Below are 21911 nucleotides of genomic sequence, written 5' to 3' on the forward strand. Positions count from 1 at the left end.
ACTGGCGCCACACCAGCGGGTTCAGGGGCTCACGGCATTGCTTGACATGCAACAATCAACGGCCAGCCATCAGTACGGCATGCGGTAGCGATAGCCCTTGAAACTGAAGATGGCCGCCTTCGGCTGCAGTTTTTCCAGCACCAGGCCCGGCGCCACTTCCTCGCCCTCGTGGCGCAGCACCTTGTCGATCAACAGCAGGCGGTCGGCCGGATCCTTCGAATAGATATAGCCACCGAGCGCTACCGGCGGAATCTGCCGCTGTATCGGTTCAGGCAAATCGCGCAGGCCGGGCGTGGCTTCTTCGGCCGGGGCCGTTGCCACGGCTGGCGCAGGTGGCGGCGTGACGGCCTTGACCATCGGCGCTGGCGGCGCTGCCTTGATGACCGGCGGCGCGGCCTTGACAACCACCGGCGCGGGCGGAACAACCGGCACCGGGACCGGCGCGACAGCCACCGGCGCCGCTGCCGGGACCGGGACCGGGGCCGGGGCCGGGGCCGCCACCGTCTTCGCCTGCCACCACCAGGCTCCCGCCGCCGCGCAAGCCAGGCTCAATCCCAGCCACAACGGCCAGCGCGGCGCGGCGCGCGTCGATGCCGCCGGCTGCAGTTGCACCTGCGGCGCATGGATGGACGGCAACTCGCCAAGCTGGCGCTCGGCTTGCGATTTTTTCAGTGCTTCAAGAATATAGGACATTTATTTCCCCACCACCGCGGCCGCCACGGCTGGCGCAGGCGACAGGCGCGGCTCCGTGTTGTCGCCCAGCTGCATCAGGCGCATGAATGTTTTCGGTCCCGGCAGGCCATCGGCCTTCAGGTTCTGGCTGAGCTGAAATTCGCGCAGCAGCCGCTGCATGTCCGCATCGAGCGGCAGGTTGGCGGCAGGCAGAGGCAAGCCATGCAGCTGCGCCAGGCGCGCCGCCAGCCAGTCCACATCCGGCCCTCGCGCACCTACCGGCACTTCGTCGCGCCAGTTGCGCGGCGCACGCCAGAACGTGACGAAGCTGCCATCGCTGCGCTGTGCCAGTTCGGCCACGCCGATGGTGACGGGCTGGCCATCGATGTTGACGCTGGCGGTGTCGCCCTGCACTTTGGCCAGCAGCGCCGGTTGTTCAGCGCCGCCATCCTTGCCATGCAGCACCAGCATGGCGGGACGGTCGAGCACGCGCAATTCGGCCATGCCGCCACGGCTTTGCAGGCAGCGCAGGCCAGCGCGCGCGGCCGCCTGGCAGGCGTCGCCGGCCGGCAAGTGTTCGCCCCACAGTGCCGCCAGCTGGCGCAGCACGGCATTGCGGTCGAGCACAACGCCAGCCGGAGCCGGGACAGGATCTGGAGCCGATGCTGCAAGCTTGGCAGGCGGCACGGCCGCCACTGGCGCGGCGGCCTGTTGAACCGGCATAAAATGCCAGGCCAGTGCACCGCTGAGCACGGCGCCGGCCAGCACGCCGCCGGCCAGCTGCGGCCAGCGCCAGCCGCCAGCCATGGTCGCCGGCGCGCCAGCGCCCGCTTCGCCAAATACCTCCGCCGCCGCGCGCCGCAGGATCTGGCGCGTTACTTGCGGCTGGTTTTCCACATAAGCGCCCAGCAGGGCGCGGTCGCACAGCAGGTTGATGCGGCGCGGCACGCCATGGCTGAGCTTGTGGATCCGCGCCATCAGGCGTGGCCCGAACGGCGCGCGCGCCGTGCTGCCGGCCACGGCCAGGCGGTGGTGGATATAGCTGGCCGTCTCCGGCTCCGACAGCGAACCCAGGTGATAGCGCGCGATCACGCGCTGCGCCAGTTGTTCCAGTTCGGCCCTAGCCAGCATGGCGCGCAGTTCCGGCTGGCCGATCAGGATAATCTGCAGCAGCTTGCGCTCGCTCGTTTCCAGGTTGGTCAGCAGGCGCAACTGCTCCAGCACCTCGGCCGACAGGTTTTGCGCCTCGTCGATGATCAGCACATTGTTCTTGCCCTGCGCGTGGCTGGCCAGCAGGTGCGCATTGATGGCGTCGACATGGCTCTTGACGCTGGCCGTCGCCGCTCCCGCAGCGGCCGGCGGCGCAATATGGAACTCTTCGCAGATCGACAGCAGCAACTCCTCGACCGACAGCTTGGGATTGAAGATATAGGCCAGCTGGCAGTTGTCGGGGATCTGCTCCATGAAGCAGCGGCAGACGGTGGTCTTGCCGGCGCCGATCTCGCCTGTCAGCAACACAAAGCCGCCGCCGCTGCCCACGCCATACAGCAGGTGGGCCAGCGCTTCGCGGTGGCGTTCGCTCATGAACAGGTAGCGGGGATCGGGGGCGATCGAAAACGGCGATTGCTTGAGCTGGAAATAATGCGTGTACATGGAGACCCTGCGGTGGAACGATCAAAATGCGCAAAAACAATGGCAAACGGCCATACCTAGCGGGTTTGTGCCGGCGGCAATGGCTTGTACTTGGCGCAATAGACTTTGGCCTTGGTGCGAAAGTAGACAATTTTACTGCCAGGCACCGAGCCACGGACGGGATAGGCGGAATAATCGAGTTTGCCGAAGCGCAGGCCGGACGCGGCGCGGATGGCCGGCTCCAGCTTTTCCGGCGTGGTATCGGCCACCACGCCCATGAACACCAGGGGGCTGGTGTCGTCGCTGACGATCACGTCCGTTACTGGCGCACCCCACAGCACGGCGTCGGTGCGAAACCAGTAGGCGCCGCCCTCGTGCTTGTAGGCCGGGCCAAAGGCCGTCAGCAGATAGGCATAGAAAGACTTGTTGTCGATCTGGTCCAGGCACAGCACGGCGTTGCCCACCACCTGCCCGAAGGTCGATGGCGGCGGCTTGGGCTGCGCCTGCGCGGCCAGCGCCGGCAGCAGCGCCAGCACGGCCAGCGGCCGCCAGGCGGACGGCAAGCGGTGCGCGCGCATGGCTAGCGCTTGCGCTCTTCTTTCTTGACCTTTTTCGCTTCCTTCTTTTCCTTCATGGTCTTTGCCGGTTCCTTCTTGGCTTCCTTCTTGCTGTCTTGTGCCTTGCTCATGGTGTACTCCGTACGTGGGCGGGGATGCCTCGGGCATTATGACACTGCGCCGTGGAAATGCACGCAATCGCCCCATAAATAAGCGGCCGCACAAGGCGGCCGATGCATCAGTGCAGGCAGAGGCGGCGCTTGGTCTTGTCGATCAGCGCCGTATCGTAGGGATACAGGTTTTCGATAAAGAACAGTTCCGTTTCCGCCTCGTCTTCCAGGCACATGGCGATCATCACTTCGCCATCGCTTTCGCGGCCCAGGAAATCCTTGGGCCAGCGGTTCTTGCGATGCGTGCGCATCAGTTCCATGCCCAGCGCCGCCAGGGGCTTTGAGACGCCGGCGGCCAGCGCCGCTTGCTGCCAGTCATCCCAATAGTCGCTTGTTGCTGCCTTGTCGTTCATGTGCTCTTCCAGCTTCCGGTGTAAAAGGCGGACTCTACTCCGGACGGCGCGCGCTGCCAAGCAGGTATTTGCGGGCGGTACGCGGCCAGCGGCACTGCCAGCATGAAAAATGGCCTTGAACAAGTCCACCTCAATACCATTATTAATCACAAGATAAAACCTTTTAAAACAAATACTTATATCAATAAAAGAGAACCGTGAATACGCCAGATACAATACCACTTATATACCTGTTGACAGTCTCTCGCACCAACCCTATAGTGCTTTCAGCTTTTTCGCCGGCCGCAAAACAACAAGGCAGGCGCCATCCACCAGGGCTGGACCACACATGATCGAATACATAATCGGCGTCGACGGCGGCGGCAGCGGCACCCGGGTACGCCTGGCGCACCCCGACGGACAGGAACTGGCGCAGGGCCACAGCGGTCCGTCGGGCCTGGCGCACGGCATCGCGCACGCCTGGTCCGCGGTAGCGCAAGCCGTCGCGCTGGCCTTTCACGAAGCCGGCCTGTCGCAGCCGCCACTACGGCAGCTGGCCATCGGCCTGGGCCTGGCCGGCGTGCACAACAAGCAGTGGGCCGCCAGCTTTATCGAGCATAACCCCGGCTATGCCCTGGTGGCGCTGGAATCGGACGCCCTGACCACCCTGCTCGGCGCCCATGGCGGCCAGGCTGGCGCCATCGTGGCGATCGGCACTGGCAGCGTGGGCGAAGTGCTGCATGCCGACGGCAGGCGCCAGGAAGTGGGCGGCTGGGGCTTTCCGTCGGGCGACGAAGCCGGTGGCGCCTGGATCGGCATGCGCGCGGTCAACCATGCACAGCAGGCGGTCGACGGCCGCGTACCGGCCAGCGCCTTTTCCAGCGCCATCGTCGACGCCTGCGGCGGCCACCGCGACGCCATGCAGGCCTGGCTGGCGGCAGCCACGCAAACGACCTATGCGCAACTGGCGCGCGTGGTGCTGGAACATGCCGCCAGCGACGCCGTTGCGCATGGCATGCTGATGGAGGCGGGCCGGCAGGTCGCGCTGATCGCCAGCGCGCTCGATCCTCAAGCCACCTTGCCGGTGGCGCTGTGCGGCGGCCTGGCGGCGCCCCTGCGCGCCTGGCTGCCCGAGACCCTGCTGCAAAGGGTGGTGCCGGCGCAGGGCGACTCGGCGGCGGGCGCCTTGCGCCTGGTGCGCATGACCTATACGCAAGGGAGCCAATCAGATGAGTAGTACTACGATCAAAGGCAATATCCTCACCCCAGCCGGCTGGGTCCACGGCGCCATCGCCTTCGGCGAGCGCGTGACCGGCGTCAAGGGCTCGTCGAGCCACCCGTCGCGCAACGACGAGGACTATATCCTGCCCGGCTTTATCGACCTGCACGTGCATGGCGGCGGTGGCAGGGACATCATGCAGGGCGGCGACGCGGTCCATGCGATCGCCGCCATCCATGCGCGCCACGGCACCACCAGCCTCCTGGCCACCACCATGACGGCGCCGGCCGAAGACATCGACATGGCCTTGAGCGCCATCGGCGCGGCGGCCAAACAGCGCCGGCCGAACGCGGCGCGCGTGCTGGGCGCCCACCTCGAAGGCCCGTATATCAACTCGGGCAAACTGGGCGCGCAGCCGAACTACGCGCGCGCCGCCACCATGGCCGAAATCGAACGCCTGCAAACCCTGGCGCAGCTGCGCGTGATCACGGTGGCGCCGGAAATCGCCGGCCACCTGGACCTGGTGCGCCAGCTGGCCGAGCGTGGCGTGCGCGTGCAGATCGGCCACACGCTCGGCTCGTACGAAGACGGCGTGGCAGCGCTTGAACACGGCGCCTCCGGTTTTACCCACCTGTTCAACGCCATGAGCGGCCTGCATCACCGCGAACCGGGCATGGTCGGCGCCGCCCTGGCCCACGCGCAGTATGCGGAACTGATACCCGACCTGCTGCACGTGCATCCGGGCGCCATCAAGACGGCGCTGCGCGCAATTCCCCACCTGTATTGCGTCACCGATTCGACCTCCGCCACCGGCATGCCGGACGGCGAATACATGCTGGGCCGCCACATGGTGCAAAAGTGCATGGGCGGCGTGCGCCTGCCCGACGGCACCCTGGCCGGCAGCACCTTGACGCTCGACCAGGCGCTGCGCAACCTGGTGGGGCTGGGACTGGACCTGGCCGACGCCTCGCGCCGCGTGTCGACCAATGCCGCCGATTACCTGGGCCTGCAGGAACGCGGCCGGCTGGCTCCCGGCGCCTGGGCCGACATGGTCGTGCTCGACCGTGACCTCAATCTCAAGGCCGTGTATATAGAAGGAGCATCCTGTGACCTCAATGATGCTTGAAGAAGCCATGTCCGCCGCCGACTGCGTCGCCCTGCAACTGGCCAGCGACACGGAACGCTATGCGGAACTGGGCCGCAAATTGAGGAGCACGCAGTTTTCCACCGCACTCACCATCGCACGCGGCAGCTCGGACCACGCCTGCAATTACGTGGCCTACCTGATCATGGCGCGCCTGGGCCGCGTGGTAGCGTCTTTGCCGATGTCGCTGGTGACCTTGAACAAGTCGCCGCTGAAAACCCGCGACACCCTGGCCATCTCGATCTCGCAATCGGGCCAGAGCCCGGACGTGGTCGAACCGATCACCTACTTCCGCGATGGCGGCGCGACCACCGTGGCGCTGGTCAACGATATCGATTCGCCGCTGGCCAACGCCGCCGAATGGGCGATGCCGCTACGCGCCGGCAAGGAAAAAAGCGTGGCCGCCACCAAGAGCTTTATCGCCAGCCTGGTGGCCGGCGCGCGCATGGTGGCGCAGTGGCAGAACGACCCGGAACTGCTGGCCGGCCTCGAAGCGCTGCCAGAATCGCTGCTGGACGCGACGCGCGTCGACTGGTCGCCGGCCGTCGAGGTGCTGGCGCCGGCGCGCAACATCATGGTGGTCGGCCGCGGCATCAGCTTCCCGGTGGCGCTGGAGTCGGCGCTGAAGTTCAAGGAAACCTCGGCCCTGCAGGCCGAAGCGTTCAGCGGCGCCGAGATCAGGCACGGCCCGATGGCGCTGATCGAGGACGGCTATCCGCTGCTGATCTTCGCCACGCGCGGCCCGACCCAGGCCGGCCTGCTGCAACTGGCGCAGGACATGCGCGGACGCGGCGCGAAAGTGCTGCTGGCCGCACCGGCCGACGTGCCTGATCGCGACCTGACCCTGCCCGTCGCCGCCAACCCGGACCTGGACCCCATCCTTGCCATCCAGTCCTTCTACGTGATGGCGGCCCGGCTGGCGCAAGCGCGCGGCATGGATCCGGATGCGCCGCGGCATTTGAGCAAAGTCACCAGGACCAGCTGAGCGCCGGGGCGCACGCCAGGCGCCCTGCCCGGCCCGTTTATGTGACAATAGGCCATGTTGATCATGCTGCCCCTCTTGGCCCCGCGCCTGCGGAGTGGCAGAATGCCTGTTTTTCGCAAATATCCCTGCCCCCAAGCACAGCCGCCGCGCGATCCGCGGCAGAGCGTGCCGGAGCGTCTTTTTGTTATTGATTGAAGGATTGACCATGTCCAATTTCCGTCTCGCCCGTATCAGCCTGCTCCTGGCCGCCATCGGCCTCAATGTCCTGCCTGCCCTGTCGCACGCCCAGGATGCCAAGCCAGCCGCCGCAGGTACGCCTGCCGCCGCGCCAGCCGATACCGTGCGCCCTGAAATCTTCAAGCTGCTCGATCCGACGGCCGTCAAGGCATCGATGGACGCCAAGAACTACGCCGACGTGCAAAGCCGGATCGACCAGGCAGCGGCCATTCCAGCCCTGACGCCATACGAAACCTTCGTCATCAACCGCCTGCGCGTGGCGCTGGCCTCGACCACCAACAACGCGGCGATGGCCATGCCGGCGCTCGAAGCGGTGATCGAATCAGGCAAGCTCGACAAAAAATCGATGGGCGACTTCATCCAGGCGCTGGCCAACTACCACTACAACGCCAAGGATTATGCGAACGCGATCAAGTGGTTCACCCGCTACCAGACGGAAACCGGCGACGTGGCCACCGTGCGCCCCTACATCATCCGCGCCTACTACTTCAATAACGATTTCGCGCGCGCCAAGCAGGAACTGATGGCCGACCTGACCGCCAAGCAGCAGGCCGGCCAGGCGCCGACCCTGGAAGAACTGCAATTGCTGGCCAATACGGGTTCGAAAAGCAAAGATCCGGCCACCTACCTGATCGCCATGGAAAACCTGGTGCGCTACTACCCGTCGGACGACTACTGGACCGACCTGCTGGGCCGCACGCAGGGCAAGGCCGGCTATTCCGACCGCTTCGCGCTCGACGTGCTGCGCCTGCAATACAAGGCCGTCGGCACCATGTCGCCTGAAGACTACAGCGACATGGCCGAAATCGCCCTGACCGACGCCTTCCCGACGGAAGCGAAAAAAGTGCTCGACGACGGCTACGCCAAGGGCGTGCTGGGCAAGGGCGCCAACGCGGCCAAGCACAAGAAACTGCGCGACCAGGCCAACAAGGCTGCCGCCGACGATGCGAAAACCATCGCCACCGGCGAAGCGTCGGCCAACAAGAGCAAGGACGGTACCGGCCTGGTCAACCTGGGCTACGCCTACGTGACGATGGACCAGTTCGACAAAGGCATCGACCTGATTCAGAAAGGCATCGCCAAGGGCGGCCTGAAACGCCCCGAAGACGCCAAGCTGCGCCTCGGCTATTCGCTGGCCATGGCTGGCAAGAAAGACGAAGCGATCAAGGTGCTGGAAACGGTCAAGGGCGGCGAAGGCGTGGGCGACCTGGCCCGCTACTGGATCCTGTGGCTGAACCGTCCTGCCACGGCAGCGGCGGCACCGGCGGCAGCCCCTGCGGCCCAGTAAGTTTCAGCCATCACCGACAACAAAGCGGCCCCGGTCAACACCGGCGCCGCTTTTTTCATGCCTCTTTATTCATGCGGCACCCCATAAAAATGATCAACCCGACTCATTCCGAAGACAAGCTGACCGCTGCCTGGCAATTTCCTGACGCTCCCGATACCGCCTGCTACGCGACGACGGATGTAATGAACGGTGCGCCGGTCCAGCAGGTGTACCATGATTACGATGGGGACTGGCAATTCCATGGCGCGTCCCATGACGACACGGCGAGTTCGGTCCAGATAGTCAGCCTGGCGGAGATGGTCAAGCATCACGACCTGCTCACGGACCTGCACGACTTGCCGTACGGATGGCGGGCGCAGTGGAACGACGGCGCGAGAAACTGGGATCGATTCAAGGACCATCCGTTTCCCACATTCGCAGACCATGGCTATTACCTGGAAGATGCCGTCTGGCTTGCCCGGTATCTGACGGACATACAGCCGCCGCCCGCCGAAGTGCGCGAGCATCTCGGCATCGCCTGCCACGTGAAAATCGTTTTCCGCTTCGCCCCGGAAGAGGCCGACCGAGGCGATGACCAGTGCGAACGGTTGTGGGTGGAAGTGACGGCGATCGACCAGCAAAACGATGGCTATCTCGGCAGAATCGACAACCATCCGCATCATGCAGCGGCCAGGCACGGCGATCTCGTCTCATTCCATTCCTTGCATGTGGCCGGTCTTTACAGCAAAGAATGAGTCGCGGCCAAAGCTTGCAGCTGCCATTACCGCAACATGCTATAAGGGTGTTCGATTACAAATGGACTCGATATGCTCGACCACGTTTCCCTGACCGTTGTAGACCTGGAGCGCGCGGAGCGCTTCTATGACGCCATCTTCGCCGCGCTCGATGTGCCCAAGGTGGGCAGCGACCATGCCGACGCCTGGATAGGCTATGGCGAGCGCAGCGATGCCGACTATCCCGGGCGCAGCTATTTTTCCGTGCGTCTCGGCCCCGCTCCTGACGACGCGCCGCGCCGCCACTATTGCTTCAAGGCGCCGTCGCGCGCCGCCGTGCAGGCATTTTGGCGAGCCGGCCTGGCACACGGCGGCCTCGACCTGGGCGAACCCGGCCTGCGCGACTATCACGCCAACTATTATGCCGCCTTCCTGTTCGATCCCGACGGCAACCGCATTGAAGCCGTCTGCCACCGCGCTGGTGCCGGCTGACAGGAGGTGAAAGCTTCTGTCGATTGCCGGCCAAAAGAAGCAAGCTGGTAGCGGCCGGAAGCGCAGGGAGCGTGTCAGTTTGCTGGTTCAGTTCACGGAGATTTTATGCCATCAATAATTTCGCATGCTGTTGTTCCACTCGCAGTCGGCCTTGCCCTGGGCAGCAAAGCGATTCCGGGTCGCCTGCTTGTGATCGGCATGATTGCCGCGATGCTTCCTGACGCAGACGTCCTCGCATTTCACTTCGGCGTTCCCTATGCCCACCAGCTGGGACACCGGGGCATCACGCATTCCCTGGCATTTGCGCTGCTGCTCGCCACGCTTGCCTGGATTTTTGCCAGGCAACTGGCTGCATCGCGCAAGCACGCATGTTTGTTCATGTTTTTTGCCACCGCTTCGCACCCCTTACTCGATATGCTGACAAACGGTGGACTCGGTGTCGCCTTGATTTGGCCGTTTTCAAATGAACGATTGTTTTTCCCGCTACGCGTCATAGAAGTAAGTCCTATCGGTATTCGACGGTTTTTCAGTGCCACCGGCGTCCGGGTTCTTCTGTCCGAGCTTCAGTGGATATGGATACCGTCGGCCATCGCCGCCGTCATTATTGTTGCCTGGAGGCGGATTTTTTATGCGTCAGAATGCAGAACGCCACAGGGTCCCGTCTCATGAGCCATGCGCGATATCGCCGCACGGCCAGGCGCGGACATTCCTTATCCACAGAGAGAATTGATGAAGTTTCTTGATGAAGCCTTTGATCGCGCGTGCAGTCGTTACAGCGGCAGTAACTTCGATCAGCTCGATGAAGCTGACAAGATTTTGGTCACGATCTGGGGCCTGGAAGGCGACGTCAATAACGGCGGCTTCGACCAATACTATTTTAATAGTTCAGGCGATCTTGCCTTCCATGCGCCGGTGGCGCTACGGAGAATCGGCGCTCATCACATGGCACAAATTGCCGATGACGCAAACAAGCTGTTTGGGCCAAACGGCCCCGCACGCAACCCTGACGAGCGCGAAGCTCAGTTGCTCGCGATGGCGACGAACGGCAGCGAGCCGCACCGTTGGGACGAGCTTACGCGGGCGTTCCAATCCTACCCGGACGACATTTCTGCGCTGCTGGCGGCCTTTCTCGAAGCACGTAGTCATATACCAAAATGACTGCCGGCCCCGCTGTTGGCTGAGGGTACCGTCAGTGGTTGCCTTGGGGCCGAATGCAGCCCGATGCTGCCGTTAGAAAGAAAATATGAATACCAAAACTCCTGCTGATTCAACCCAATGTCGCGCGGCCCTTCGGCTTGCCGTTTCGCTTGCGTTCGCGACAGCCCTGGCAGCGTGTGCCAGCAGCCCGACTATAGGGACCGCTATTACCCAAGCAAAGCTGGTGTATGTAGAGGACGCGACCATGTTCCGATCACGGCTTGATGAGACGCGACTGGCACAGACGGGATGCACATATGAAAGCCGCGATCCCGCCGCGATGCTGGCACTGCGACGTCTGCTCGGGTCTGAGCAATTTGAGAATGAGTCCATCGTCCAGATGATTGAACCGCGCTATGCCTTGTACTTTGAAAAAGAGGACGGCAGCAAGCACTCGCTTCTTCTCGACCGCCAATACAGCGATTCACTACGACGACACGGAACATTTGACGCAAAACCGATAACCGTCGGAGGCAATTTCGCTTCGCAGTTAGTGCAATGGGCAGTGCAAGCGAACATCTCTCAATCAAACCCGCACTGCAACAGCCCTATTCTCCGTAAAACCATGTAGACAGCGGTTGAATACGTTTTCGCACCTGACGTGCAATAGCGCGTAACCGTCCGATTAGGGGCGAATCCAGCCTGCAGATGCAGCCGCTAGATTTGCATCCTGACCACCTGCTATGCTGGGCCGAACGGTCAGATTCGGCCAGAAGCGGCCACCCGCACCAACAGTCGTCACACAAGCGTGACATTTGGAATATTTACACGATTGAACTGCACCATATGAGCATGTTGAGAGCAAAAGGGAACCTACAAGATCTTATCGCCGACCGCGAGGTCAGAGTCATGGCACTGTCTGGAAAATGGGGCACGGGCAAGAGCCACATGTGGGACAGCCTCCGCAAAGCGTCAACGGATAGCCATATACAGGGGGCACTGTACGTTTCCTTGTTTGGCGTCGCCACGATCACCGAGTTGAAGCTGAAGCTTGCCCAATCAGCGGTGCCAATGATCAAAAAGAGCGGTCCTCAGGCAGATGCGGTTAGGGGCGCGATTAGCGCCATAAAGAACGGTGCACAGGGCTTTTTCAAACTCGGCACAGCCCTGGACGAATTCGCCCTGCTTGCCGTCCCAGCCATGGTGCGAGAGAAGTTCATCGTAGTCGATGACATCGAGCGCAAACATGAGAAACTGACAATCGACGAAGTCTTGGGCTTCATCGACGACTTCACACGGAACTACGGCTGCAGGATCCTGCTGATACTGAACACCGACCAGCTCGCCGACAGGACTGTCTGGGAGAAATTCAGAGAGAAGGTCATTGATGAAGAGTTGCGGCTGGACACGACGGCGGCCGAGGCCTTCGACATCGCCATCCAGCTCTCGCAGAGCCCGTTCGCAGCAAAGATCAAACCGGCGGTCGAAGCCTGCGGCATCAGCAACATCAGGATCATTCGCAAGGTCATCCGCGCGGCAAATAAAATCCTTGCCGCGCATTTGACGCTTCCGGATGACGTCCTGGACCGCGTCATTCCCTCCACGGTACTGCTTTCCGCCATCCATTACAAGGGGATCGAGGACGGCCCGACCATGGCCTTCGTTCTCGACTCCGAGTCTAATGTGGGCCGCCAAATCGCACGACACGAGCGCGAGCGCCGTGGCGAGGAAGCAAGCGATGAAGACAAGCTACATGCGCGATGGATGCTCCTGCTTAATCGCCTCGGCATCGCGTACTCCGACGAATACGAAAAGCTTGTGTCCGACTACCTGAACGCCGGCCTTGTTGACCGTTCGGCAGTCGATGCGATCGTCGGTCGCTATTATCGGGAGCGGCAACGCGCCGGAGCAGAGGCACGCGTGCGCGAGTTCTTCCAAACCACGATATGGGATCCTGAACTAATGCCCGCGCAGATCGTGGAGGCAGCGGGTGTATTGCTCGCCGATGTGCCGCATGTGGACTGCTATAGCGTCAGCTCACTGCATTATTACCTAGTCGAATTGCAGGGAGGGGCGGCGATTGCTGAACAGATGGTATCCTTGTGGGTCGATCAACTGCGGGAGATGGCAGCGGCGCCTGGCGCGAATCCCAGAGAATTCGTACTCGATAACTGGACGGGACGCGCATTGCACCCTTCGATCGTGGCCGCTTTCGCAGAGGCGCGCGTTCGCGTCGAGCAGCCTAGAACCCTGTTGGACGTATGCCTGTACCTTGCCAATAGTGACGGATGGAACCATTCCGATGAGGCAGTCATGCAGGCAGCGACCGTGGACGACTTCACGCGCACAGTCTTGAGCATCCGTGGCCAACAGCTCAAGGTGTTCATGCTCAAGAACCTCGACATGTACGCCAACCGTGGCACTTACGCGCGGCACTTCGGTTCTGGCCCTCAGCACTTCCTTGAAGCATGCAAGAGAATTCAAGTCGAACGCGCCGGAACGCGCTGGGCGAGCCTGATCGAGGATTTGTTCAAAGAGGCGAAGCTTGATACCGACCTCAATGTGGGGCAACCGGCCGCCGACACGACAGCAGTTAATGAAGCAACCAGATAGGCTGGGGCTCACCTTGGGAACAGTCCGCTTTGGGGCGGAAGCTACCATTCAACGATGGGCCATGGCGCTTTCCTGCTTCATGCGCGAACCAGCAAAATCTGTCACGAGCAAAGTCAACAGCAAAGGCTCTCCGGGCCAAGCGGGCCTGAAAAATGTCGAGGGCAAGGCGCGGCGACGAAGACAGTACGCATGTACGGCGAGGAGCTGCAACGCGGCCATCGGCATTTTCTCGGGCTCGCGTTTCCGGCCCGCTGTTGATGGTGACATAGCCAAGAACTTCGCCAAGCTGATCTCGTTTTAGGAAGACATGCGCACACGCGGGCGCACGCCGCGCAGCGTTTGGCTCAAGCGTTCGGAAGGCACGGTCACGCCGGAAGAAGCACTGCGGCTACGCTTGCGGCCGGGCGCGCCCGTGTACCGCTTTCAGCGCATCGGCTATGCGGACGAGTTGCCGATGTGCCTGGAATACGCCACCATCGCGGCCGGCTGCCTGCCGTCGCTGGCGTCGGTCGATCTGTCTGGAACAGGCCGGCAACCGCCCGGTGCGGGCCTTGCAGCGCCACCGGACGACTGGTTGGCACCCAGGGTTTCAATCACCGCTCGCCGCAGCATGGCCAGGCCGAGCTTGCGTATGACCTGGCGCCGGCGTGGTGGGGCCGCGGGATCGCCACGACGCTATGCCTGGAGGCCAGCGACTGGGCGCTGCAGGCGCAGCACTGGCTGCGGGTGCAGGCGGTGGTGCTCGACACGAATGCGGCGTCGATACGGGTACTGGAGAAAGCGGGATTTGAACGCGAGGGCTCGCTGCGCGCGTGGCGCAGGGCGCCGGCCTGTAGCACACCTGGCGCGGCGCTGACGGCGGCAGGAAGTGCTTACTTGCCGTCTTTGGGCGGCAGGAAGCACGCTTCGACGATCTGCAGGTCGTTGTCCTTGGCAAACTCGCGCACGAAGTGGAAGGCCATCGGTTCGATCTCGCGCAGCTTGCTGTTGACCACCACCGACTTGACGCCATTGACGATGGTCGGGCGCACGTAGGGAGAGTATTGCAGGTGCGCATTGCGCCCACCACCCTCGGGGTTGAAACAGGACATCACTCCGCACAGGCGTTCGGCCCAATCACTGGGGCGAAATTGCTTGCCATTGCTGGTGAGACCAAGGATGAAGAACTCGTCTGAGAGCTCTCCTTTGTTTTGAGATAACTCGGCCATGTGGCTTGTCGGGACTGGATTGCGTGAATGGCCCCGGCGGGTAAGCCGGGCTGGTAGTTCAGTGCGTCTTGCGGACAGTCAGTATTATATCTTATAGAAGACTTGGGTTCTAGCGCGATCTGCGGCGCCTTGACGGCCGCATGCAAAAAGGGCCGGCACATCCGCTGCGCCAGCCCCTTATTCTAATCGAATTGCACTTGCCGCATGCTGCGCATCAGCCGAGGAGGACGGCGCCCGACAACAGCAGCAGCAACAGCATCCACAGCAGCAAGGCGCGCCAGACCAGGCCGACCGTGCTTTGCAGCGCGCGCGCGCCCGGCTCTTCGCCAGGCAGGATATCGCTTTCGCTGTCGCTGTCGTCGACCGCCATGTCGGGCGTGATGACCACGCGCGCCGCGGTTTCCGCTGGCGTGCCCAGCCGTACGCCCATGGCGCCGCCGCCGGCCGTCAAAATGATGCCGATCGCTTCGTCATGCCAGCGGTGGGCGAAATTGCGCCAGGCGTAGATGGCGTCCTCGAAGTTGCCGACCACGGCAAAGGCGACCGCCGTCAGGCGCGCCGGTATCCAGTCGATCCAGTAAAAGGCGCGCGCGGCGAACTGGCCGAACGCTTCATTGCGCATGTGTTCGGGTTCGTTCCAGGCGCGCGCCAGGTATTCGGCCACGCGGTACATCACGGCGCAGGCAGGCCCGACCGGCATCATGAACCAGAAAAACACGCCGAACACATTGCGATGGGTGGTAATCAGGGCGCGTTCGACGGCGATGCGCGAGATTTCGCCGGCATCCATGCCGGCCGTATCGAGCTTGGTCCAGTCGGCCAGCAGCGCGCGCGCGGCCGGCTCGTCACCGGCGCTCAGGGCCAGCTGTATCGACGTGAAGTAATGGCTGTAGTGGCGAAAACCGAGCGTCAGGTAGACGATCAGCACGTTCCAGGCAAACATCACCAGGGTCAGCTCGTAGTATTTCAATACCCAGTAGACGCCGGCCGTGGGGATCATCAGCAAGCCCATCATCAGGAACCAGCCGATGCGGCCGTGGCTGGCGTGGCCAGCGTTGAACCAGGTCTCCATGCGCATCGCCATGCTCTTGATTTCGGCGTAGATGATATTGTCCGCGCGCAAAGGCTTGAGCTGCTCGATCAGTAGTGCGCAAAGTATGGAGAAAAATGTCATCGATGGTCCTTTTTGTCTTTTACAGCAATACCGCAATGCCCGCTACGATAACGCAGTGCAGTGCTGGAATCAAACTTATTACAATTGAAGCTGATATTCGGACAGTTGTCTACGCGCGCAACAGGTGAAAGAGGTTACGCAGCATGCCGGCGGTGGCGCCCCAAATGTAAAATCGCTCGTAGGGCATGGCGTAGAACGAGCGGCGCCCGCCAGGCAATTCCACCGACAGGCGCTGGTGATTGACACCGTCCATCAGAAAGGCCAGCGGCACTTCGAACACTTCCGCCACTTCCGCCGGATCGGCGCGCAGCTCGAACGGCGGCGTGACCAGCCCCACCACCGGCGTGACGCGATAGCCGGTGCCGGTCAGGTAATCGGGCAGCTGGCCCAGCACTTCCACGTGAGCGCGCGCCAGGCCCACTTCTTCTTCCGTTTCGCGCAGCGCCGTGGCCACTGCCGAGACGTCATAGACTTCGCTGCGCCCGCCGGGAAAGCTGACCTGGCCGGCATGGCTGCTCAGGTGATCGGTGCGCATGGTCAGCAGGATGGTCAGGCCTGCCGGGCGCTGCACCAGCGGGATCAGCACGGCGGCCGGCACCGGTTCGGCGCGGGCCGACAAAAAATCCTGGGTGATCTCGGGCTGCCAGTCGGGCGGCGACAGCAGGCGCTGGCGCAAGGCCTCGGGTGTCATGCGCGCCGCATCGAGCGCGGCTTCGCCGGCAATCGAATCGACGGCCAGCTTTTTCGGATCAAACGCGATTGTTGCCATGCTAACAGCCTCCAGCTCCAGAAACGAAAAAGGGGCACCTGATGGCACCCCTCTTTACCAAAACAGACGCTAGTATTAAGCGCTTGCTTTCGCCACAACGCGGCGGTTTGGCAGTTTTTCCTTGATACGCGCCGATTTGCCCGAACGCTCACGCAGATAGTACAGCTTGGCGCGGCGAACATCACCACGGCGTTTCACTTCGATCGAAGCGATCAGCGGCGAGTACAGCTGGAACGTACGCTCGACGCCTTCGCCGGACGAGATCTTGCGAACGATGAAGTTCGAGTTCAGGCCACGGTTACGACGGGAGATAACGACGCCTTCGTATGCCTGGGCGCGCTTGCGCGTACCTTCGACCACGTTGACGCTGACGATCACGGTATCGCCTGGTGCGAAGTCAGGAATCGATTTACCCAGACGGGCGATCTCTTCTTGCTCTAATTGTTGAATCAGATCCATTTTTAACACTCCGAAAACCATCATGCCGGCGCACTGTGGATAGCTGGCTATCCGCCCGGTAGAGGATGGGTAAGACACAAAAGGGCAACATGCCCGGCACTACGGGCCAGCCTGCGGCCTTCCGGAGAAGGCTTACAGGCTGGCCAGGAATTGTTCGTCGGTCTTGCTGAGCAAGCCGGCGGCACGCGCGCTGATCAACAGATCGGGGCGCTTTTTCGCGGTCGCTTCCAGCATGCGCTGGCGGCGCCACTTGACGATCTCGGCATGGTTGCCCCCCATCAGGACGGGCGGCACGGCCACACCTTCATACGTTTCCGGCCGCGTATAGTGCGGCGAATCGAGCAAGCCGTTGACAAAACTGTCTTCGACCGCCGACGCCTCGGTGTTCAACACACCGGGCAACAGCCGGATCACCGCGTCCATCAGCGCCATGGCGGGCAACTCGCCGCCCGACAGCACGAAGTCGCCGACGCTGATTTCCTCGTCGACGCAACGGTCCAGCAAACGCTGGTCCACGGCTTCATAGCGGCCACACAGTATCACCAAACCAGGTTCGGCTTTCAGTTGCGTGACACGCTCATGCGTCAGGGCGCGGCCTTGCGGCGACATGAACACCACGCGCGGCGCGGCAAGACCGAGGTCTTGCTGGCGCTGCTTTGCGGCGTTGATGGTCGCTTCGAGCGGCCTGGCCATCATCACCATGCCGGGGCCGCCGCCATACGGGCGGTCATCCACGGTACGGTGATTGTCGGTCGTGAAATCACGCGGATTCCACAAGGACAAGCCACATCTTTGCTGCTCGAAGGCGCGCCGGGTGACACCCGACTGCGTCAGCGCGGCAAACATTTCCGGGAACAGGGTCACGACATCAAATTGCATCGCCGCCCCATCCTGAAAGTCTGCCCGGCGCAATCAGCGCAGCCGGCTTAATAATCAAGGCCCCAGTCCACCGTGATCTTGCCGGCGGTCTTGTCAACATTGATGACAAACTGGCCGACAAACGGGATCAGGCGCTCGGGCGCCTTTTCAACGGACTCATCGGCAGTGGCGACAGGCGTGACGCGCAGAATCGACTGCGGACCGTTGCTCATCATGTCGTGCACTGTGCCGAGGCACTGGCCTTGCAAATTCTCTACTGTCAGCCCGATCAGATCGGACCAGTAAAACTCATCGGCATCCAGCGTCGGGAAATGGCTACGCGGAATTTGCACGGCAACGCCTTTCAGCGCTTCCGCGGCATCCCGCCCGACCACACCCACCAGCTGGGCCACGACGTCGCCGCCGTGTAACTTCGCCTGCCTGACTTGAACGTCATGCAAGCTCGGTTTATCAAGCCACCAGGTTTTAACGCTTAACAATGCATCCGCGTCGTCGGAGAAAGGAGTGACCCTGATTCCGCCAGCGATGCCATAGGCACCGGAGACATAGCCTACCTGTACCAGGTCATCGGGGACTTTCACCCCGGATGCAGTCTTGACCGTCAAACCAGTGATCTGATATTAAGCTGCTGCTTTGCCGTTGCTGGCAACCAGGCGAGCGACGGTTGGCGACAATTGTGCGCCAACGCCTTGCCAGTAGGCCAGACGGTCTGCGGTGATACGCAGTGGAACTTCGCCACCTTGCGCCATCGGGTTGTAAAAACCGATACGCTCAATGAAGCGACCATCGCGGCGATTGCGCGAGTCAGTAGCGACGATGTTGAAGAACGGGCGCTTCTTGGCGCCTCCACGAGCTAAACGAATAACGACCATAATAATTCCAAATAAGTGTGCTGAGGCGGAAAAAGCCGCAAATTATAGCGCGCTTTACCGCCATGCAGCAAGCGTTATGATGACGGGCGTGTAATTTGGGCTAATCAAACATTATGACCAGTCAGCGCCAAAGACGCAATAGGCGCGTGCGCTTATGGCCCGTCGCTGACCCGTCGCGCCACACCGCAAGACTGTTTTAATCACCACAAACGACCCGCTTTGACCGATACTGACCTTCCTTACCGCTGCGCAACCGGAACGCCATGACCACCACGACGATCTTGCAACACTCGCACAAGAACAAGGCTGTTACCTCACTGCTGGCCTTCCTGCTGGGCATGCTGGGCGCGCACCGCTTCTACCTGCACGGCGCCGCTGACCGCTGGGGCTGGATGCACGCCGCCACCCTGCCTGCCAGCCTGGCGCTGCGCCAGCTGTTTCCCGACGCCGACTGGTTCTACCAGCTGCTGCCCTTGACCGTTTCCGCCCTGGTCGGTTTCCTCGAAGCGCTGGTGCTGGGCTTGATGCCTGATGAAAAATGGGACGGCCGCTATAACGCCGGCTCCGGCCGGACCTCGGACACGGGCTGGCCGCTGGCCGTGGTATTGGTCGCCACCCTGATGCTGGGCGCGGGCACGTTGATCGCCACCATGGCGCGCTTGTTCGACCTTTTGTATACGGGCGGCGCCTACGGCTGACAGGCTGGCCAAACCCGCGCACGACTGTGTTGGCAAGCAATTATGCTTTTCCTCTATACTGCGGTGATTACCAGCCTCGCTGGTTGCTTACTGGAGAAGATCATGATTCGTCGCCCTATTATTATCACCCTGGCGCTGGCCGGCCTGTTCAGCACGCCCGCCTTTGCCCAGAACAATCTGTCGCCGAAGGCGCAATACGCCTACGACAGCAAGCAAGCCAATACCCGCTATGCGGATGACAAAAAACTGTGCGCCGAGGAAACCTCGTCGAAAGCACGCATGCAGTGCCTGCGCGACGCCAAGTCCGAATACGACCAGGCCATCATCAACGCCAAGGCTGCGCAAAAAGCCGGCAATTCCTACGCCAGCCAGCCTGCCAAACAGCAGCAACAGATTTGCGCCGATTGCGGCAAAGTATTATCAGTCAATGTCACCGAGAAAGCAGGTGAAGGCGGCGCGCTGGGCATGATCGGCGGCGGCGTGGCCGGCGCCCTGCTGGGACGCCAGGTCGGTAGCGGCCGCGGCAAGGACCTGGCCACCCTGGCTGGCGCCGCCGGCGGCGCTTACGCAGGCAAGCAGGTCGAAGGCCACGTGAAAAATTCCAAGGTATGGACCGTGACGGTGCAATACGAAACCGGCGCCCGCGCCGATTTCGCGTTTGACCAGGATCCAGGCTTGCAGTCGGGCGACCTGGTGCGCAATTCCGGCAACGGCATCACCCGCCGTTAAGAACTAGCCCAGCTGCAAAGGTAACAACAAGCCCGAGTCCTGAATCAAGGCACTCGGGCCTCCGGCCTGCCATTTTCCAGATTCAACACTCTCAAAACTGCTCTTCGGACAACGCCATCACGCCGGCGCTGCCATCGACGATAGCCGCCCGCAAGCCCGGCGCCTGCGACAGGACATGGTCGGCAAAAAAGCGCGCGGTGGAGATCTTGGCCTTGTAGAAGGCCGCATCGCCGCTGCCCTCGCCCAGCCTCTGCTGCGCCGCCACGGCCGCGCGCGCCATCTGCCAGCCGCCCAGCACGATGCCGGCCAGTTTCAGGTAGGGCACACTGCCCGCGAACACCGCCTTGATGTCGGTCTTGATGTTGGCCACCACGTACTCCACCACGGCTTCGAGCGCCGCGCTGCCTTCGGCCAGGTGCCGCTGCATGGCCTGGAAGTCCGCGCCCGTGAATTCACCGAGCTGGGCTTCGGTGGCGCGCACTTGGGCGATAATGGCTTTGGCCACCGCGCCGCCATCGCGCACCGTCTTGCGGCCCACCAGGTCGTTGGCCTGGATCGCCGTCGTGCCTTCGTAGATCGTCAAAATCTTGGCGTCGCGGTAATGCTGGGCGGCGCCCGTCTCTTCGATAAAGCCCATGCCGCCGTGCACCTGCACGCCATCGCGCGCCACGTCCTGCGACATTTCCGTAGCCCAACCCTTGATGATGGGCACCAGGTATTCATAGGTGGCCAGGCTTTCCGCGCGCACCTGCGCGTCAGGATGGTGATGGGCGACGTCGCTGATGGCCGCGCCCACATAGGCCAGCGCGCGCGCCGCCTCGGTTTGCGAACGCATGGACATCAGCATGCGGCGCACGTCCGGATGGTGGATGATGGACACCGGGCCAGCCGAGCCGGCCAGGTCGCGCGACTGCACGCGCTCTTTCGCGAACGCCACCGCCTGCTGGTAGGCGCGCTCGGCAAGACCGATGCCCTGCAGGCCGACGCCGAAGCGGGCCGCGTTCATCATGATGAACATGTATTCCAGGCCGCGGTTTTCCTCGCCCACCAGGGTACCGATGGCGCCACCGTGGTCGCCGAACTGCAGCACCGCCGTCGGGCTGGCCTTGATGCCCAGCTTGTGCTCGATCGACACGCAGTGCGCGTCGTTGCGCTCGCCCAGGCTGCCGTCCGCATTGACGAGGAATTTGGGCACGATGAACAGCGAAATGCCTTTTACGCCAGCCGGCGCGTCGGGCGTGCGGGCCAGCACCAGGTGGACGATGTTTTCGGCCAGGTCGTGCTCGCCGTAGGTAATGAAGATCTTGGTGCCGAACACTTTATAGGTACCGTCGCCCTGCGGCTCGGCGCGCGTGCGCACGGCGGCCAGGTCGGAGCCGGCCTGTGGTTCGGTCAGATTCATGGTGCCGGTCCATTTGCCCGACACCAGCTTTTCCAGATACGTCGCTTTCTGCTCGTCGCTGCCGGCCGTCAGCAGCGCTTCGATGGCGCCGTCGGACAGCAAGGCCACCAGCGCGAACGAGATGCTGGCCGCATTGAGCATTTCGATGCACGGCGTGGCCAGCAGCTTGGGCAAACCCTGGCCGCCAAATTCGGTCGGATGCTGCACGCCCTGCCAGCCGGCTTCACCATAGGCCTTGAAGGCTTCCTTGAAGCCTTTCGATGTCGTCACCTGGCCGTCGTGCCAGAAGCTGGGCTCCTTGTCGCTGGGCCAGTTCAGCGGGGCCACCACGCCGCCGCAGAACTTGGCGTTCTCTTCCAGCACGGCCTCGGCCGTATCGGGCGTGGCGTCCTCGCAGCCCGGCAAGGTATGGATGTCGGCCAGGCCGGCCAGTTCGTTCATCACGAACAGCATGTCTTTCAGTGGGGCTTGATAGCTCATCTTATTTTCTCCAAGAAAAAAGCCACGCGGCTCGCCGTGTGGGGCGGGCC

24 protein-coding genes and 2 pseudogenes are annotated in these 21911 nt (G+C 62.5%); 14 read left to right on the top strand and 12 right to left on the bottom strand.

Features of this window, described 5'->3' with window-relative positions:
• Positions 1–69: 69 nt before the first annotated feature.
• The 4 genes from ASR47_RS12285 to ASR47_RS12300 all read right to left on the bottom strand — a co-directional run bounded on the left by ASR47_RS12285 (position 70) and on the right by ASR47_RS12300 (position 3384).
• Positions 70–693, bottom strand: a complete 624-nt coding sequence (locus tag ASR47_RS12285) for a general secretion pathway protein GspB (protein WP_065308068.1) — start codon at positions 691–693, stop codon at positions 70–72.
• Positions 694–2325, bottom strand: coding sequence for an AAA family ATPase (locus tag ASR47_RS12290; RefSeq protein ID WP_065308069.1), 1632 nt, complete (start codon positions 2323–2325; stop codon positions 694–696).
• A 56-nt stretch (positions 2326–2381) separates the two neighbouring features.
• The gene (locus tag ASR47_RS12295) at positions 2382–2882 is read right to left on the bottom strand and encodes a hypothetical protein (RefSeq protein ID WP_065308070.1); all 501 of its coding nucleotides are present in this window, start codon (positions 2880–2882) and stop codon (positions 2382–2384) included.
• A 217-nt stretch (positions 2883–3099) separates the two neighbouring features.
• On the bottom strand, positions 3100–3384 hold the full coding sequence (locus tag ASR47_RS12300; RefSeq protein WP_065308071.1) for a hypothetical protein: 285 nt from the start codon (positions 3382–3384) through the stop codon (positions 3100–3102).
• A 328-nt stretch (positions 3385–3712) separates the two neighbouring features.
• On the opposite strand from ASR47_RS12300, the gene ASR47_RS12305 reads away from it, so the two are divergent.
• From ASR47_RS12305 to ASR47_RS28345, 12 genes and pseudogenes are all read left to right on the top strand, one after another.
• A complete protein-coding gene (locus ASR47_RS12305; RefSeq protein WP_065308072.1) occupies positions 3713–4600 on the top strand; it encodes a glucosamine kinase nucleotide-binding domain-containing protein in 888 nt (295 codons plus the stop codon).
• Positions 4593–5708: an N-acetylglucosamine-6-phosphate deacetylase gene (gene nagA / locus ASR47_RS12310; protein WP_065308073.1), complete on the top strand. Its 1116-nt coding sequence runs from the start codon at positions 4593–4595 to the stop codon at positions 5706–5708. The genes ASR47_RS12305 and nagA overlap by 8 nt, the downstream gene beginning before the upstream one ends.
• A complete protein-coding gene (locus tag ASR47_RS12315) occupies positions 5698–6711 on the top strand; it encodes an SIS domain-containing protein (RefSeq protein WP_065308074.1) in 1014 nt (337 codons plus the stop codon). The genes nagA and ASR47_RS12315 overlap by 11 nt, the downstream gene beginning before the upstream one ends.
• A gap of 205 nt (positions 6712–6916) precedes the next feature.
• On the top strand, positions 6917–8236 hold the full coding sequence (locus ASR47_RS12320; protein WP_065308169.1) for a hypothetical protein: 1320 nt from the start codon (positions 6917–6919) through the stop codon (positions 8234–8236).
• A gap of 89 nt (positions 8237–8325) precedes the next feature.
• A complete protein-coding gene (locus ASR47_RS12325; protein ID WP_065308075.1) occupies positions 8326–8970 on the top strand; it encodes a hypothetical protein in 645 nt (214 codons plus the stop codon).
• 72 nt (positions 8971–9042) lie between these two features.
• A complete protein-coding gene (locus tag ASR47_RS12330) occupies positions 9043–9441 on the top strand; it encodes a VOC family protein (protein ID WP_065308076.1) in 399 nt (132 codons plus the stop codon).
• A 105-nt stretch (positions 9442–9546) separates the two neighbouring features.
• On the top strand, positions 9547–10110 hold the full coding sequence (locus ASR47_RS12335; RefSeq protein WP_065308077.1) for a metal-dependent hydrolase: 564 nt from the start codon (positions 9547–9549) through the stop codon (positions 10108–10110).
• A 3-nt stretch (positions 10111–10113) separates the two neighbouring features.
• Positions 10114–10599: a DMP19 family protein gene (locus ASR47_RS12340; RefSeq protein ID WP_065308078.1), complete on the top strand. Its 486-nt coding sequence runs from the start codon at positions 10114–10116 to the stop codon at positions 10597–10599.
• A gap of 85 nt (positions 10600–10684) precedes the next feature.
• Positions 10685–11209 carry a hypothetical protein gene (locus ASR47_RS12345; RefSeq protein ID WP_065308079.1) on the top strand — a complete coding sequence of 175 codons (525 nt, stop codon included), beginning with the start codon at positions 10685–10687 and terminating at the stop codon, positions 11207–11209.
• Positions 11210–11430: 221 nt separating this feature from the next.
• A complete protein-coding gene (locus ASR47_RS12350; RefSeq protein ID WP_150127781.1) occupies positions 11431–13191 on the top strand; it encodes a P-loop NTPase family protein in 1761 nt (586 codons plus the stop codon).
• A gap of 265 nt (positions 13192–13456) precedes the next feature.
• Positions 13457–13751 (top strand): annotated as a pseudogene (locus ASR47_RS27895) (UTRA domain-containing protein); the annotation flags it as partial.
• Between the two features lie 10 nt (positions 13752–13761).
• Positions 13762–13923 (top strand): annotated as a pseudogene (locus tag ASR47_RS28345) (GNAT family N-acetyltransferase); the annotation flags it as partial.
• A 140-nt stretch (positions 13924–14063) separates the two neighbouring features.
• Here the strand turns inward: ASR47_RS28345 and ASR47_RS12355 are convergent.
• From ASR47_RS12355 to rpsP, 7 genes are all read right to left on the bottom strand, one after another.
• On the bottom strand, positions 14064–14399 hold the full coding sequence (locus ASR47_RS12355) for a DUF3579 domain-containing protein (protein WP_065308081.1): 336 nt from the start codon (positions 14397–14399) through the stop codon (positions 14064–14066).
• A gap of 214 nt (positions 14400–14613) precedes the next feature.
• Positions 14614–15573 (bottom strand): CobD/CbiB family protein, encoded by a 960-nt coding sequence (locus tag ASR47_RS12360; RefSeq protein WP_065308082.1) that lies wholly within the window; start codon positions 15571–15573, stop codon positions 14614–14616.
• A 109-nt stretch (positions 15574–15682) separates the two neighbouring features.
• Positions 15683–16342: a CoA pyrophosphatase gene (locus ASR47_RS12365; RefSeq protein WP_065308083.1), complete on the bottom strand. Its 660-nt coding sequence runs from the start codon at positions 16340–16342 to the stop codon at positions 15683–15685.
• A 75-nt stretch (positions 16343–16417) separates the two neighbouring features.
• A complete protein-coding gene (rplS, locus tag ASR47_RS12370) occupies positions 16418–16801 on the bottom strand; it encodes a 50S ribosomal protein L19 (RefSeq protein WP_035825414.1) in 384 nt (127 codons plus the stop codon).
• A 132-nt stretch (positions 16802–16933) separates the two neighbouring features.
• On the bottom strand, positions 16934–17680 hold the full coding sequence (trmD, locus tag ASR47_RS12375; RefSeq protein ID WP_065308084.1) for a tRNA (guanosine(37)-N1)-methyltransferase TrmD: 747 nt from the start codon (positions 17678–17680) through the stop codon (positions 16934–16936).
• A 47-nt stretch (positions 17681–17727) separates the two neighbouring features.
• A complete protein-coding gene (gene rimM, locus ASR47_RS12380; RefSeq protein WP_065308085.1) occupies positions 17728–18285 on the bottom strand; it encodes a ribosome maturation factor RimM in 558 nt (185 codons plus the stop codon).
• Positions 18286–18300: 15 nt separating this feature from the next.
• The gene (gene rpsP / locus ASR47_RS26480; protein ID WP_076567307.1) at positions 18301–18552 is read right to left on the bottom strand and encodes a 30S ribosomal protein S16; all 252 of its coding nucleotides are present in this window, start codon (positions 18550–18552) and stop codon (positions 18301–18303) included.
• A 263-nt stretch (positions 18553–18815) separates the two neighbouring features.
• Between rpsP and ASR47_RS12385 the strand changes: the two genes are divergently transcribed.
• Both ASR47_RS12385 and ASR47_RS12390 read left to right on the top strand, forming a co-directional pair.
• Positions 18816–19250 carry an NINE protein gene (locus ASR47_RS12385; RefSeq protein ID WP_065308086.1) on the top strand — a complete coding sequence of 145 codons (435 nt, stop codon included), beginning with the start codon at positions 18816–18818 and terminating at the stop codon, positions 19248–19250.
• 102 nt (positions 19251–19352) lie between these two features.
• The gene (locus ASR47_RS12390; RefSeq protein ID WP_065308087.1) at positions 19353–19979 is read left to right on the top strand and encodes a glycine zipper 2TM domain-containing protein; all 627 of its coding nucleotides are present in this window, start codon (positions 19353–19355) and stop codon (positions 19977–19979) included.
• 91 nt (positions 19980–20070) lie between these two features.
• Here ASR47_RS12390 and ASR47_RS12395 read toward each other — a convergent pair whose 3' ends face one another.
• Positions 20071–21861, bottom strand: a complete 1791-nt coding sequence (locus ASR47_RS12395) for an acyl-CoA dehydrogenase (protein WP_065308088.1) — start codon at positions 21859–21861, stop codon at positions 20071–20073.
• Between the last annotated feature and the right edge of the window lie 50 nt (positions 21862–21911).

This window comes from Janthinobacterium psychrotolerans (assembly GCF_001677885.1).
Classification (GTDB): Bacteria; Pseudomonadota; Gammaproteobacteria; order Burkholderiales; family Burkholderiaceae_D; genus Janthinobacterium; species Janthinobacterium psychrotolerans.

Coding starts and splice junctions, on each gene's coding strand:
- ASR47_RS12285 (WP_065308068.1), bottom strand. CDS start 693: ATGTCCTATATTCTTGAAGCACTGAAAAAATCGCAAGCCGAGCGCCAG.
- ASR47_RS12290 (WP_065308069.1), bottom strand. CDS start 2,325: ATGTACACGCATTATTTCCAGCTCAAGCAATCGCCGTTTTCGATCGCC.
- ASR47_RS12295 (WP_065308070.1), bottom strand. CDS start 2,882: ATGCGCGCGCACCGCTTGCCGTCCGCCTGGCGGCCGCTGGCCGTGCTG.
- ASR47_RS12300 (WP_065308071.1), bottom strand. CDS start 3,384: ATGAACGACAAGGCAGCAACAAGCGACTATTGGGATGACTGGCAGCAA.
- ASR47_RS12305 (WP_065308072.1), top strand. CDS start 3,713: ATGATCGAATACATAATCGGCGTCGACGGCGGCGGCAGCGGCACCCGG.
- nagA (WP_065308073.1), top strand. CDS start 4,593: ATGAGTAGTACTACGATCAAAGGCAATATCCTCACCCCAGCCGGCTGG.
- ASR47_RS12315 (WP_065308074.1), top strand. CDS start 5,698: ATGATGCTTGAAGAAGCCATGTCCGCCGCCGACTGCGTCGCCCTGCAA.
- ASR47_RS12320 (WP_065308169.1), top strand. CDS start 6,917: ATGTCCAATTTCCGTCTCGCCCGTATCAGCCTGCTCCTGGCCGCCATC.
- ASR47_RS12325 (WP_065308075.1), top strand. CDS start 8,326: ATGATCAACCCGACTCATTCCGAAGACAAGCTGACCGCTGCCTGGCAA.
- ASR47_RS12330 (WP_065308076.1), top strand. CDS start 9,043: ATGCTCGACCACGTTTCCCTGACCGTTGTAGACCTGGAGCGCGCGGAG.
- ASR47_RS12335 (WP_065308077.1), top strand. CDS start 9,547: ATGCCATCAATAATTTCGCATGCTGTTGTTCCACTCGCAGTCGGCCTT.
- ASR47_RS12340 (WP_065308078.1), top strand. CDS start 10,114: ATGCGCGATATCGCCGCACGGCCAGGCGCGGACATTCCTTATCCACAG.
- ASR47_RS12345 (WP_065308079.1), top strand. CDS start 10,685: ATGAATACCAAAACTCCTGCTGATTCAACCCAATGTCGCGCGGCCCTT.
- ASR47_RS12350 (WP_150127781.1), top strand. CDS start 11,431: ATGTTGAGAGCAAAAGGGAACCTACAAGATCTTATCGCCGACCGCGAG.
- ASR47_RS12355 (WP_065308081.1), bottom strand. CDS start 14,399: ATGGCCGAGTTATCTCAAAACAAAGGAGAGCTCTCAGACGAGTTCTTC.
- ASR47_RS12360 (WP_065308082.1), bottom strand. CDS start 15,573: ATGACATTTTTCTCCATACTTTGCGCACTACTGATCGAGCAGCTCAAG.
- ASR47_RS12365 (WP_065308083.1), bottom strand. CDS start 16,342: ATGGCAACAATCGCGTTTGATCCGAAAAAGCTGGCCGTCGATTCGATT.
- rplS (WP_035825414.1), bottom strand. CDS start 16,801: ATGGATCTGATTCAACAATTAGAGCAAGAAGAGATCGCCCGTCTGGGT.
- trmD (WP_065308084.1), bottom strand. CDS start 17,680: ATGCAATTTGATGTCGTGACCCTGTTCCCGGAAATGTTTGCCGCGCTG.
- rpsP (WP_076567307.1), bottom strand. CDS start 18,552: ATGGTCGTTATTCGTTTAGCTCGTGGAGGCGCCAAGAAGCGCCCGTTC.
- ASR47_RS12385 (WP_065308086.1), top strand. CDS start 18,816: ATGACCACCACGACGATCTTGCAACACTCGCACAAGAACAAGGCTGTT.
- ASR47_RS12390 (WP_065308087.1), top strand. CDS start 19,353: ATGATTCGTCGCCCTATTATTATCACCCTGGCGCTGGCCGGCCTGTTC.
- ASR47_RS12395 (WP_065308088.1), bottom strand. CDS start 21,861: ATGAGCTATCAAGCCCCACTGAAAGACATGCTGTTCGTGATGAACGAA.